We start from the raw sequence: 12364 nt of genomic DNA, 5'->3' as shown, positions 1-12364 counted from the left end.
ACTCTGCTGTCGCGATTACTGGCGCAGGAGCTCCGGCGTGAGGGTCGCGTGCGGCATGGTGTGCTTTTTCCGTTTTAGCGGAATGTCGTACGTCACAGTGGCGCCATAGCGTTCCGGCGCGTGCGGATCGTTACGACGTTTGTCGAACACCAGTAATCGGGTGCCGAGCTGGAAGCTTTCCTTCAGATCGTGGGTGATCATGAAGACGGTCATGCGGTTCGCCTGCCACAGCCGCAGGATGATCTCGTGCATGTCCGCGGTGATGCCCGGGTCGAGTGCGCCGAACGGCTCGTCGAGCAACAGGATCTTGGGCTCGCGAATCACCGACTGCGCGATGGACAGGCGCTGTTGCATGCCGCCCGATAGCTGCGATGGATATTTATCGCGCGCCGTATGTAGCCCGATCGCTTCGAGCAGGCTGTCGGCCTTCTCCAGTGCGGCGCGCCGCCTGCCGCCGAACAGTTTGCCCAGCCAGCGTGAGCCGGAGAACTCCAGGCCGAGCATGAGATTGTCGAGCACGCTCAAGTGCGGGAACAGCGAGTACCGCTGGAACACGATGCCGCGATCGGGGCCCGGCTCGGCCGGCACGGGCTCGCCGTCGATCAGGAGCTGGCCCTTCGTTGGCTGCTCAACGCCGAGCAGCATGCGTAGGAAGGTGGTCTTGCCACAGCCCGACGCGCCGATGATGGTGACGAATTCGCGATCGGCCACGTGCAGGTTCAGATTCTCCAGCACGACCTGGTCGCCGTATTCCTTCCACAGATGTTTGACCGTGACGGACGCCATGCTTCAACGGGTCTCCGCCCAGGGGAATAAACGGGCTCGCGCCGTTCGTAACAGCCAGTCCATGGTGTAGGCGAGCAGGGTGATCCAGATGACGTAGGGCAGGATCACGTCCATCGCCATGTACCTTCGCACGAGGAAGATGCGATAACCGAGACCTTCGGTGGACGCGATGGCCTCGGCGGCTATTAGAAAGAGCCATGCTGAGCCGAGTGTGAGTCGTAGTGCGTCGATGAGGCGTGGCCACAGCTGCGGCAGAATGACGCGTGTTGCGAGCAGCCAGCTCGAGGCGCCCAGCGTTTGGGCCTTGATGAGTTGTTCTTTCGGCAGCTCGCCGGCACGCAATGAAACATCGCGAATGATGCACGGGGCGACGCCGAAGACGATCAATGCGATCTTCGCGACTTCACCCAGGCCGAGCATGATGAATAGGATCGGTAGGATGGCCAGCGGCGGGATCATTGCTAGTGCCGCCACGAATGGACCGAGCAACGATCGCACGACGGGCAGCGCCCCGATGGCGAGTCCGCCGACGATGCCGATGAGGGCGCTGATGCTCAACGCGATTAACAGGCGCTTCAAGCTGGCGCCCGTGTCGAGCCACCAGAGGACTTCGCCGCTTCTCTTGTCTTCTTCGACGGCGTAGCTTTTCAATGTTTCGACGAAGGCGCTTGGTGCCGGTAGCAACTTATCGTCTGGATTGTCGGCGAGCCTCGCCGCCGAGCTGAACAGATAGGCGGCGATCAGGATCAAGAACGGCAGCGCGCCGAGTGCCAGCGCGCCGCCGCTCGAGGGGTACAGATTCACCAGGCGCGGCATGAGATCGCTTCGCGGCGCTTCGCGATCGCGCCGGCCAGCTGTCGCTGACGGCGCTGCTTGATATGGTGAATCATCACAACGCGCCGTCCGCCGCCAGCTTCATATAAGTGGCGTCGAATCTCATCTTCACGTTCTTGGCGTTGCCCAGCGTCTTGCCGCCGGGGAACTCGATGCCGACTGCGTCGACCGTCTTCGCGCCTTCGCCGAGCAGGCCGTGGTCAAAGGAGAACCTGCGCACCGAGTCCATGGTCTTGATCACCGTCGGGCTGGTCGCAAATGTATGCGCTTCGGCCGGCGTCCAGTACATCTTCGTCGTTGCGAGCTGGCTGTTGAATCCCGCGAGGTCCGTGCCCGAGGCTTTGGCCATGTGGGTCAGCGCCTTCGGATCTTTCGCGGCCATCAACTTCAATGTTTCGTACCACGCGCCAACCAGCGCCTTCGCCAGCTTCGGGTTGTCCTTCAAAGTCGCCGTGTTCACGACCATCAAATCAAGGATCTCGCCCGGGATCTTGCTGGAATCGAACACCAGCTGCGCATCCTTCGCCGCCAGGATCTCACTGAGTTGCGGCTTCCAAGTCACCGTCGCCTTCGTATCCGCAGCGGCATATGCACCGACGATATCCGCGTCGGACGTATTCACGACCTTGATGTCACGTTCCTGCAGCCCGGCTGTCTGCAACGCACGCGCCAGCAGATAGTGCGACACCGACAGCTCGACCAGATTCACCGGCAGCCCTTTGATGTTAGCGAGCGTCTTGCCTTTGCCTTTCAGCACGACGCCGTCGTTGCCGTTGGAGAAGTCGCCGATGATGAGTGCGGTGGAATCGACGCCGCCCGCCGACGGGATGGTCAGCATGTCCATATTCGTCATCACACAACCGTCGAAGCCGCCGGCTGTGTATTGATTGATGGACTCGACGTAGTCGTTGATCTGTGTGAGCTGAATGGCGATGCCGTACTTGTCCGCCCACTTCTTCAAGATGCCGCTTTGAGCGGCGTAATCCCACGGCATCCAGCCGACGTAGATACTCCAGGCGATCTTGAACGATTTCTTCTCGGCCGCATGGGCGGCCGGCGTCAGTGCCAGCAGCGTCAGGGTCAGCAGTGCGACCCGAAGCATGCGACAAGCAAGCGAACGAGCGTGGGACAACATTCGGCGTCTCCTCTTATTGGACAGGTCACTCGAGTCGAGTGCCGGAAGACGCATCCCCGTCGGAATAAATAGGGAGGCCGCCTGCCAGCGCGCAAACCTCCCGGGCTTTTATCCCGCCGTGTATCCAGCCTCGTCACTGGACTGCCTCTCTCGGACCAGCATCGCAAGCGATCGGAACCCTAGAGGCAAATTGCAATGACCAAGTTTGCAAATGACGTGCCGATGGCGGAATGGAAGTGACTAATGACTGATGACTAATGAATAGTCAGAAGGGCTGCGGTGGATGACGCCGCGTGCGTTGAGTATTGGCGGCGCTCATGCATTGGAATGGCGCGCCGATTTGTCGTACTCGCACCCAAGCGGTGCGTTTATCCAGGTCGATGGGTGGCGAGTGCGACTCGCCTTGGGATCGAGATGCGCCTCTCTGACCAGTCATTAGTCACTAGTCATTAGTCACTTCCAATCTTGGTACGCTCCTTGCTCTGCAGGTTCCAAGTCAACGCGGACTTGTCATGGGTGTGGGAATGGCCGAAGGCGCGCCGTATTGGATGCTTTGGGATGAACTCGTCGTCGGCGGTGCTCACTGGTCCGGGCTGCTGCGACGGGGAACGACGTTGCGCATCACCGATGTGGTTGGCGGCGGCAACGTCTCGGTGCTGTTCTATAACTACGACGACCGCCTCGAGCGTTACAACATGGCCGACACGCTCAAAGCCCAGCACACGGCCTATCTGACGCGTGCCTGTGTCTGCTACTCCGATATGGGACGCGTGATCTGCTCCATCACCGATGACACCTGCGGTTGGCACGACACGTTATGCGGTGTCACGAACGCATCGATGATCCGCTCGAAATACGGCGACGCCCGCTATCAGGAACGTCGCAACGAATATCACCGCAACGCTTACGACGGCTTTCTCAACGAGCTGAGCAAGTACGGCCTGGGCAAGCGCGACCTCGCCGCCAACATCAACTTCTTCAGCAAAGTCACCGCCGACGACAACGGCAACCTGAAATTTCACGAAGGGCACTCCGCCGCCGGCAGCTATGTCGATCTGCGCTTCGAGATGAATACCCTGGTGGTGCTGGCCGCTTGTCAGCATCCGCTCGATCCAGCAACCAGTTATCAACCCAAGGAGGTGCGACTGACGACGTGGCATTCGCGCCCGGCGCCTCGCAACGATCCTTGTCGCACACGCTGTCCCGAGAACGAGCGGGGCTTTCGCAATACTGAAGTGTGGTACCGCTGATGGCGCTCAAGGAAAGCCTGCTGAACGCCGCAAACGCAGTCCGCCGGGAGATCATTCCGGCCGGCGAGCCCTGGATGGGCAGCCTGAAAAAGGGCCAGCACTTCCGCATCGTCGACCTCGAAGGCAATCAAGCCGTCGACACTTTGTTTTACAGCAGCGCCTCGCTCGATGAGCGCTACAGCGCGCAGGACACGATTCGCGCTCAAGGCAACATTTATCTCAGCGCCGGCACGCCGCTGCTTTCCAACGAAGGCAACACGATGCTGACGATCGTCGCCGATACCTGCGGTCGTCACGACACCCTCGGCGGGGCGTGCTCGGCGGAAAGCAACACGGTCCGCTACGCGATCGAGAAGCGGCACATGCACAGCTGTCGCGACAACTTTCTACTGGCGCTGTCGCATTGGGGGGCGAAGTATCACCGCGACTTCGGCAAGCGGGATCTCGCCAGCAACATCAATTTCTTCATGAACGTGCCGGTGACACCGCAAGGCAAGCTCACGTTCGCCGATGGCATCTCCGCCGCGGGTCGTTACGTCGAGATGCGCGCTGAGATGGATGTGACGGTGTTGATTTCCAACTGCCCGCAGTTGAACAACCCGTGCAACGGTTATAACCCGACGCCAGTCGAAGTGCTGGTCTGGGATTGACGGCAGGCGACGCACGTCGCCACTCGCGGGACGACCCGCGAGTTTCATGACAACGCCGGGACGACCCGGCACCCGGATGGGTCGAAGGCGTTCTCATGTTCGATACAGTGCTGATCGCGAATCGTGGCGCGATTGCTTGCCGGATCATTCGCACGTTGCGGCGGCTGGGCATTCGCTCGGTGGTCGTGTACTCCGACGCGGATCGTCATTCGATGCACGTCGCGCTGGCGGACGAGGCAATCCACATCGGCGCCTCACCGGCCGCCGAAAGTTATCTCCAACAGGATCGCATCATCTCCGCCGCCCTCGATACGAGCGCACAGGCGATTCACCCGGGCTACGGCTTTCTCAGCGAGAACGCAGCGTTCGCTGAGAAGTGTGCAGCGGCGGGCGTCGTGTTTGTCGGGCCGAGTCCTGAGCAGATGCGCAGCTTCGGCTTGAAGCACACCGCTCGCGAGTTGGCCCAAGCGCAGGAAGTGCCGCTGCTGCCGGGCAGTGGATTGTTGAGCAATGTTGAACACGCGGCCCTTGAGGCAGCGAGCGTCGGCTATCCCGTGATGCTGAAGAGCACGGCGGGCGGTGGCGGTATCGGCATGCAGTTGTGCCGCAATGCCGACGAGCTGGCTGCGGCCTTTCATACGGTCGAGCGGCTTGCTGCCAGTAACTTCAGTCAAGGCGGTGTGTTCATCGAGAAGTTCGTCGAGCAGGCCCGTCACATCGAAGTGCAGATCTTCGGCGACGGTCGCGGCAATGTCGTGGCGCTTGGCGAACGGGATTGCTCCGTGCAACGACGCAATCAAAAGGTGATCGAAGAGACACCCGCGCCTCGGCTCGACGATCGAACTCGGCAGCAGTTATTTGCATGCGCTGAACGGCTCGGGCGGAGCGTCGGTTACCAGTCGGCCGGCACGGTCGAGTTCGTGTACGACGATGCGAGCGGTGAGTTTTACTTTCTCGAAGTGAACACGCGTCTGCAGGTTGAGCACGGCGTGACCGAGCAGGTGAGCGGCATCGATCTGGTTGAGTGGATGTTACGGGTCGCGGCGGGCGAGCCGCCGGATCTGTTGAGCCTTCGAGACCAGCCGCGCGGGCACTCCATCCAGGTTCGGGTGTATGCGGAGGATCCGGCGCATCAGTTTCGTCCGTCGAGCGGGTTGCTGTCTCATGTGCGGTGGCCGGATGGCGTGCGCGTGGATCATTGGGTCGAGACGGGCACGGAAGTGCCGGCGCACTACGATCCCATGCTTGCGAAGATCATTTCGCACGGTTCGAATCGTGAAGAGGCGCTTCGGAAGTTGCAGGAGGCGTTGGCGAGTACGCAGTTGTATGGGATCGAGACGAACCTTGCGTATCTCAGGCGAGTGATCGCGGATGCTGTATTTCGCGAGGGCAGGCAAACGACTCGCTTTCTTGCGGGGCTGGTGTATCGACCCTCGACGGTCGAGGTGCTTCAGGCGGGTACGCACACGAGCATTCAAGAGTTTCCGGGGCGGGTGGGGTATTGGGATATCGGCGTGCCGCCGTCGGGGCCCATGGATGATCTTGCGTTTCGCCTCGCCAACGAATTGGTTGGAAATACTGGGCCGGCGGCCGGGTTGGAGTTGACCGTCAGCGGGCCGACTTTGAAGTTCAACGCGCCGGCGGTGATCTCGCTGTGTGGCGCGCCGATGAAAGCTGCGTTGGATGGCGAGACGGTGCCGTATTGGACACCTCTCAAGGTCATGGCAGGCAGTGTGTTGAGGATTGGCTCCATTCAAGCGGCCGCACAGCCTTGCGGCCAGCGTGCGTATCTTGCTGTGCGTGGCGGATTCGATGTGCCGACTTATATGGGCAGCCGCGCGACTTTCACCCTTGGGCAGTTCGGTGGGCATGCCGGACGCGCGCTGCGCGCGGGTGATACGTTGCGCTTGCATGAGCACATTGATTTGGCCGACGTCGGTTTGCCGTTGTCGCCGTCTCGGATACCGGTGTATTCGAATGCGTGGACCATCGATGTGATGTCAGGGCCACATGGGGCGCCGGATTTCTTCACGGACGAGGATATTCAAACGTTCTTCGCTGCCGAGTGGGAAGTGCACTACAACTCGAGTCGCACCGGCGTGCGGCTGATCGGCCCGAGGCCGAAGTGGGCACGTGCCGATGGCGGAGAAGCGGGACTGCATCCTTCAAACATTCACGACAACGCCTACGCCATCGGCGCGATCGACTTCACCGGCGACATGCCTGTGATCCTCGGCCCGGACGGGCCGAGCCTCGGTGGGTTTGTTTGTCCGGCGACGATTATTAGCAGTGAGCTTTGGAAGGTCGGGCAACTGCGGCCGGGCGATAAGGTGCGATTTCGTTGCGTGACGATAGATGGCGGCGCACCGCGCAGCGGTGCAGACGCAGATCGCGCGGCGAGGCGGCGCATTGTCAGCGAGCCGGTGCTTCACACCGTCGCGGGGTCGGCGGCCGGCGCGCCGGCGGTTTGCTATCGCCAGGCGGGCGATAACTATTTGCTGGTTGAGTACGGCCCGCTGGTGCTGGATCTCGAGCTGCGCTTTCGGGTGCACGCGTTGATGGATTGGCTGCAGCGGCAGCGAGTGCCGGGTGTGCTCGAGCTGACGCCGGGTATCCGTTCGCTGCAGGTCCATTTCGACGGCAGCACCCTCTCACAACGCGCCTTGCTCGATGTCTTGCTTCGTGCCGAAGAGGAATTACCGGCGGTTGATGACATCGAGGTGCCGAGTCGCATCGTTCATCTGCCGCTCTCCTGGGACGACCCGGCGACGCGGGTCGCGATCGATAAGTATATGCAGTCGGTGCGTAAGGACGCGCCCTGGTGTCCCAGCAATATCGAGTTCATCCGTCGCGTGAATGGGCTCGATTCCATCGATGACGTTCGCCGGATCGTGTTCGATGCGAGTTATCTCGTAATGGGACTGGGCGATGTCTACCTGGGCGCGCCGGTCGCGACGCCACTCGATCCGCGCCATCGGTTGGTCACGACCAAGTACAACCCGGCTCGTACATGGACGCCGGAAAATGCCGTTGGAATCGGTGGGGCGTATCTATGTGTGTATGGGATGGAAGGGCCGGGCGGGTATCAGTTCGTGGGCCGTACGGTGCAGATGTGGAATCGGTACCGTCAGACGGCTGATTTCAAGGACGGCAAGCAATGGCTACTGCGCTTCTTCGATCAGCTGCGGTTCTATCCGGTCTCCGCGGACGAGTTGTTACAAATGCGCGAGGACTTCCCTCGCGGCAAGTTCAAACTGCGCATCGAGCAAAGCACACTGAGGCTGCGTGACTATCGGCAATTCCTCGCTGCCAACAACGATTCAATCGGCGCTTTCAAGGCGAAGCAGCAGGCAGCCTTCGAAGCGGAGAGAGAACGCTGGCGGGCGAGCGGGCAACTGACGTTCGATTCGGAGCCGCCCGCTGCTAACGAAGTGACGATAGCTGCTGTCCCCGCTGGATGTGAGGCGATTACGTCGCCCGTGACCGGCAGCGTTTGGAAACAAACTGTCATCGTTGGCCAACGCGTCGAGGCCGGAACGGAGTTGCTCGTTATGGAAGCAATGAAGATGGAGATTCCTATCGTCGCGGAGCAGGCCGGCGAGATCGTTGAAGTCCGCTGCGCGGTGGGGCGCGCAATATCGGCGGGAGAAGTGCTCGTTGCGATCAAGCCGAGCGGACATAACGCGGCTTAGCTGAACGCAACAGCTGAACGACCCGCATCCACGCGAGTTCCCGGTCCGAAACTGCCAACTGTTTGGCAGAGCTGCAAAGTGTGACGCAGTACAGTCCCGCTGCAGACCGGACATAAGGCGAAGGCACGGCTCCAATCAAGGGACTTCGATGGGTCTTTCCGAAACCATTATGGCGGCCATGATCGGTGCCTTAGCCACCGTCACGACGGCCTTGTTTCAGATCTTCAGCTCCTTCAAGCAGCAGCGGAGCTCGCGCGTCGATGCGAAACCCAAAAAGGGTTCCACGTTTCGCTCGATATTGGCGGTGCTCGCGCTGATGGTGGCCTCTGCCGCCGGCGGCTTTCTCTACTCCGAATTCATGAAACAACGCGCGGCTGAAGATATGCGCGCGATGCGTGATGAGTTGAGGGAAATGCGCTCGATGATTGCAGCTGAGCGAGAGGCGGCGCGAGCGGAAGTGTCCACTCCCGCGAAGTCCGCTCCCAACGAGCCAGTGACGTTGCCTGCCGCGATGGAAAGCGTCGCGGACAGTGTGGAGTCCGTCGTCTATGTGCCGGCCTGTCGTGCAGCCGGGGCCACTGCCGCATGTAGCGAGCAGGAGGCGCAACGTATCGCGCTCTGCGGGACGATCCCATCGTATGCACGCGTGGATCGTATTCACCTGTTCGCGCAGCCCGACGCCATGCAGTACCCCTGGGAAAAACATCAGGTGACGTTCGAGCAGGACCTCGGCGGTGCCCGCTTCACAGGCAACTCGTTCGAGTACGCGCAGGGCCAGGAGCTGAAAGCCGTGTGTGTGAATTTCATGCAGTGGAGCAGCGAGCATCCGCATATCGCGCGGATCGTCGTCGAGTTCGGCTTCGGTAACGCTCCGGCCCCCGCCGAGCCCGCACCGATGACGACGCCACTCCAATCGCCCCCGGCACAGGTCCCCGCGGTTATTGCCGCTGAGTCTTTGCATCCGGTGCCCACCGCTGCGGCTTTCACCGGCACGGGAGCGTCTCAATAGCGTTCGCGTGTACTGTTTGAGCCCGGGAGCGATATTTTTTTCTCCCGGTGGAGGGGTCCGTCCGGTGCGTTGAGCGTCCCAGCGACATTTGTGGTATCACTTCCGGTACTACATCAAGCATCGTTGGGGGCGGGTCATGTTCGGACAAATGATGGAGCGGCAGCTGCTGATCAGCAGCATCGCGCGCCATGCGGAACTACAGCATCCTCGACGGGAGATCGTCTCGATCACCGCCGACAATCCCCGCCATCGTTATACCTACCAGGAAGCATTCGCTCGCTCACGCAAGCTGGCCAATGCCCTGAGCCGCCTGGGTCTGCAGCAGGGCGATCGAGTCGCGACGCTGGCCTGGAACGACTATCGGCACTTCGAGGTGTATTACGCCGTGTCGGGCTCGGGTTTCGTGTGTCACACCGTCAACCCGCGTCTGTTCGAAGATCAGATCGTCTACATCATCAATCACGCCGAGGATCGCTGGCTGTTCCTCGATCCCGTGTTCGTGCCGTTGATCGAGAAGTTGCAGTCGCGGCTGCCGAAGCTCGAAGGTTGCATCGTCCTGACCGACGACGCCCACATGCCACAGACTCAGCTGCCTCGCGCTCGTAGCTACGAATCTTTCATCGCAAGCGAGAGCGATAGTTTCGAATGGCCAGAGTTCGACGAGCGGACCGCGAGCTCGCTGTGTTACACGTCGGGAACGACAGGCGATCCCAAGGGCGTGCTCTACAGTCATCGCTCGACGGTGCTGCATTGTTATGCCTCCGCGATGCCGGACGCGATGAGCTTGTCGGCGCATGAAGTCGTGCTGCCGGTCGTGCCGATGTTTCATGTGAACGCGTGGGGTCTGCCGTACTCGTGCGCGATGGTGGGGGCGAAGCTGGTATTCCCCGGCTCGAAGATGGGCGACGCGGAGACCTTGCAGTCGCTCATCGAAGAAGAGCGGGTGACGTTCGCGGCCGGCGTGCCGACGGTCTGGCAGGGCCTCGTCGCCTATCTGGAGAAGACCGGTAAGCGCGTCGATACGCTTACTCATGTGTTGAGCGGCGGCTCGGCCGTGCCGCTGGCGCTGATGGATCTGTTGAAGGGGCGTCACGACGTCGAAGTCGTGCATGCGTGGGGCATGACCGAGACCAGCCCGATCGGCACGATTCGCTCGATGTCACCTGAAGCGAATGCATTGCCCGAAGAGCGTCGGGACGCTTTGCGTGCCCGTCAGGGACGCACGGTTTTCGGCGTCGAGCTGAAAGTGGCGGATGACGATGGCAAAGAAGTCCCGCGCGATGGCAAGACGTTCGGCGCGCTGAAAGTGCGTGGCCCGTGGGTGGCCGCGGGTTATTACAAGCGCAATGGCGATGACGTGTTCGAGAGCGACGGCTGGTTCAACACCGGCGACGTCGCGACCATCTGTCCGTTGGGTTATATGCAAATCACGGATCGCACCAAGGACGTCATCAAGTCCGGCGGCGAGTGGATCAGCTCCATCGAATTGGAAAACCTGGCGGTCGCGCATCCGGCGGTGGCGCAGGCGGCGGCGATTGCGATTCCGCATCCGAAGTGGCAGGAGCGGCCGCTGTTGGTCGCGGTGCTGAAGCCGGGCGCGTCGCTGAGCAGGGAGGAACTATTGCAGTACTTCGCGGGCAAAGTGGCGAAGTGGTGGATTCCGGAGGACGTGGTGTTCGTCGAGAAACTGCCGCTGACCGCGACCGGCAAGCTCAGCAAGTTACAACTGCGCCAGCAGTTCGTGGGCTATCAGTTCCCGCCGGGATAAAAAAGGCCCCTCCTCTGACGAGGAGGGGCCCGACTCTCGACTCGAGTCGTACTATTGCTCGACCTTACCTTGACCCTTGACGTCCACGTCGCCAGGGTTGTCGACCACATACATCACCACACGGCGATTCAGTGCGCGGCCTTCGTCGGTCTTGTTGTCCGCGATCGGCTGCGTTTCACCGTAGCCTTTCGCCACCAGCGCGCCGGCGGTCACGCCCTGATCCAGCAGATACGTGCGGACCGAGTCGGCACGCTGCTGTGACAACTTCAGGTTGTAGGCGTCCGGACCCTTGCTGTCGGTGTGACCCTGCAGCTCGAGCTTCAACCGCGGATATTTCTTCAGATCCGTGGCCACAGCATCGAGAGCAGTGCGCGACTCCGGCTTCAGCGTCGCCGAGTTGTACTCGAACGTCACCCCTTCCAGCGTGATCGAGCCCTTGCGCGTGCAACCGTAGGCGTCGACGGCAACGCCAGGAGGTGTATCCGGGCACTTGTCGACGTTATCGAGCACGCCGTCCTTGTCCTGATCGCCAGGAGGCGGCGGCGGAGGCGGCGGGGGCGGAGGCGTCGGCTCCGGAGCGGGCGGCGGTGTTTCGACCGGCTTCGGCGGCGCGGCGCCGAATGCGAACTGGAAGCCGAGCAGGCCCAGATAGTCGCTGTATTTATCGCTGCCGTCCTCGTCGTAACGCACTTTCAGCTCAGGGCGCAACTTGAAGCTGCTGGTGCCCTCGGGGCTCTCCCACAGCTTGATGAACATACCCACGCCGGCCTGGCCCATGAGATTGGTCGCGTTACTGCCGGGGCTGCGCTGGTTCGCCAGCACGCCGCCGCCGAAGCTCAGGAACGGCTCGACCGCGCCACCGCGATTCATCACCGCCAAGAAATCGAGCGATGAGCCCCAGAAGCTCGAGTCGCTGCGGCCCGGGCCGCCGCCGACTTGGGCGCCGTTGACATTCAGCTCGATGTTCAAGCCACGGTTGATGGCCTTGCCGATCGCCACGCCATACAACCAGTCCTTGTCCTGCAGCGGGCGATCGTTGTCGACGGAGACACCGCCGATTTGCGGGGTGATGTACCAGTGACCGACATCGTCGGCCGCAGCCATCCCCGGCGCGGCGATGACGAGCGCGGGCATGGCGCAGCGGAGTGCCGGCCGGGCCAGGGCGCGTAACGCGTGAAACACCTTCATTTCGATTCCTCTTGTTTGTTCAACGTTGCCACCACACTCGATTCGATTTGGG

9 protein-coding genes and 1 riboswitch are annotated in these 12364 nt (G+C 61.5%); of the genes, 5 read left to right on the top strand and 4 right to left on the bottom strand.

The features are described from left to right. Positions 1-15 precede the first annotated feature (15 nt). The 3 genes from ACFPN2_RS37945 to ACFPN2_RS37935 form a co-directional block, all read right to left on the bottom strand. Positions 16-786 (bottom strand): ABC transporter ATP-binding protein, encoded by a 771-nt coding sequence (locus tag ACFPN2_RS37945; protein ID WP_380606476.1) that lies wholly within the window; start codon positions 784-786, stop codon positions 16-18. Between the two features lie 3 nt (positions 787-789). Beyond that, on the bottom strand, positions 790-1602 hold the full coding sequence (locus ACFPN2_RS37940; protein WP_380606475.1) for an ABC transporter permease: 813 nt from the start codon (positions 1600-1602) through the stop codon (positions 790-792). 73 nt (positions 1603-1675) lie between these two features. Next, positions 1676-2755 carry a putative urea ABC transporter substrate-binding protein gene (locus ACFPN2_RS37935; protein ID WP_380606473.1) on the bottom strand — a complete coding sequence of 360 codons (1080 nt, stop codon included), beginning with the start codon at positions 2753-2755 and terminating at the stop codon, positions 1676-1678. Positions 2756-2850: 95 nt separating this feature from the next. Then, positions 2851-2949: riboswitch (guanidine-I (ykkC/yxkD leader) on the bottom strand. A gap of 318 nt (positions 2950-3267) precedes the next feature. On the opposite strand from ACFPN2_RS37935, the gene ACFPN2_RS37930 reads away from it, so the two are divergent. From ACFPN2_RS37930 to ACFPN2_RS37910, 5 genes are all read left to right on the top strand, one after another. Continuing rightward, positions 3268-4005 (top strand): urea amidolyase associated protein UAAP1, encoded by a 738-nt coding sequence (locus tag ACFPN2_RS37930; protein ID WP_380606471.1) that lies wholly within the window; start codon positions 3268-3270, stop codon positions 4003-4005. After that, positions 4005-4655: an urea amidolyase associated protein UAAP2 gene (locus tag ACFPN2_RS37925; RefSeq protein WP_380606469.1), complete on the top strand. Its 651-nt coding sequence runs from the start codon at positions 4005-4007 to the stop codon at positions 4653-4655. Before ACFPN2_RS37930 ends, ACFPN2_RS37925 begins: the two co-directional genes overlap by 1 nt. Positions 4656-4750: 95 nt before the next feature. After that, a complete protein-coding gene (gene uca / locus ACFPN2_RS37920; RefSeq protein ID WP_380606467.1) occupies positions 4751-8347 on the top strand; it encodes an urea carboxylase in 3597 nt (1198 codons plus the stop codon). Positions 8348-8495: 148 nt separating this feature from the next. Next, positions 8496-9356, top strand: a complete 861-nt coding sequence (locus tag ACFPN2_RS37915; RefSeq protein WP_380606465.1) for a hypothetical protein — start codon at positions 8496-8498, stop codon at positions 9354-9356. A 136-nt stretch (positions 9357-9492) separates the two neighbouring features. Further along, positions 9493-11124 (top strand): 3-(methylthio)propionyl-CoA ligase, encoded by a 1632-nt coding sequence (locus tag ACFPN2_RS37910; protein WP_380606463.1) that lies wholly within the window; start codon positions 9493-9495, stop codon positions 11122-11124. 51 nt (positions 11125-11175) lie between these two features. On the opposite strand, the gene ACFPN2_RS37905 is transcribed toward ACFPN2_RS37910, so the two are convergent. Then, positions 11176-12312: an OmpA family protein gene (locus ACFPN2_RS37905; protein ID WP_380606461.1), complete on the bottom strand. Its 1137-nt coding sequence runs from the start codon at positions 12310-12312 to the stop codon at positions 11176-11178. Positions 12313-12364: the final 52 nt, after the last annotated feature.

Origin of the sequence: Steroidobacter flavus (assembly GCF_042651805.1) — a bacterium.
Classification (GTDB): domain Bacteria; phylum Pseudomonadota; class Gammaproteobacteria; order Steroidobacterales; family Steroidobacteraceae; genus Steroidobacter; species Steroidobacter flavus.
This window is presented reverse-complemented; position numbering and strand designations above follow the sequence as displayed.

Excerpts from the sequence above, each read along its gene's own strand:
- ACFPN2_RS37945 (WP_380606476.1), bottom strand. The coding sequence starts at position 786 with ATGGCGTCCGTCACGGTCAAACATCTGTGGAAGGAATACGGCGACCAG.
- ACFPN2_RS37940 (WP_380606475.1), bottom strand. The coding sequence starts at position 1,602 with ATGCCGCGCCTGGTGAATCTGTACCCCTCGAGCGGCGGCGCGCTGGCA.
- ACFPN2_RS37935 (WP_380606473.1), bottom strand. The coding sequence starts at position 2,755 with ATGTTGTCCCACGCTCGTTCGCTTGCTTGTCGCATGCTTCGGGTCGCA.
- ACFPN2_RS37930 (WP_380606471.1), top strand. The coding sequence starts at position 3,268 with ATGGGTGTGGGAATGGCCGAAGGCGCGCCGTATTGGATGCTTTGGGAT.
- ACFPN2_RS37925 (WP_380606469.1), top strand. The coding sequence starts at position 4,005 with ATGGCGCTCAAGGAAAGCCTGCTGAACGCCGCAAACGCAGTCCGCCGG.
- uca (WP_380606467.1), top strand. The coding sequence starts at position 4,751 with ATGTTCGATACAGTGCTGATCGCGAATCGTGGCGCGATTGCTTGCCGG.
- ACFPN2_RS37915 (WP_380606465.1), top strand. The coding sequence starts at position 8,496 with ATGGGTCTTTCCGAAACCATTATGGCGGCCATGATCGGTGCCTTAGCC.
- ACFPN2_RS37910 (WP_380606463.1), top strand. The coding sequence starts at position 9,493 with ATGTTCGGACAAATGATGGAGCGGCAGCTGCTGATCAGCAGCATCGCG.
- ACFPN2_RS37905 (WP_380606461.1), bottom strand. The coding sequence starts at position 12,312 with ATGAAGGTGTTTCACGCGTTACGCGCCCTGGCCCGGCCGGCACTCCGC.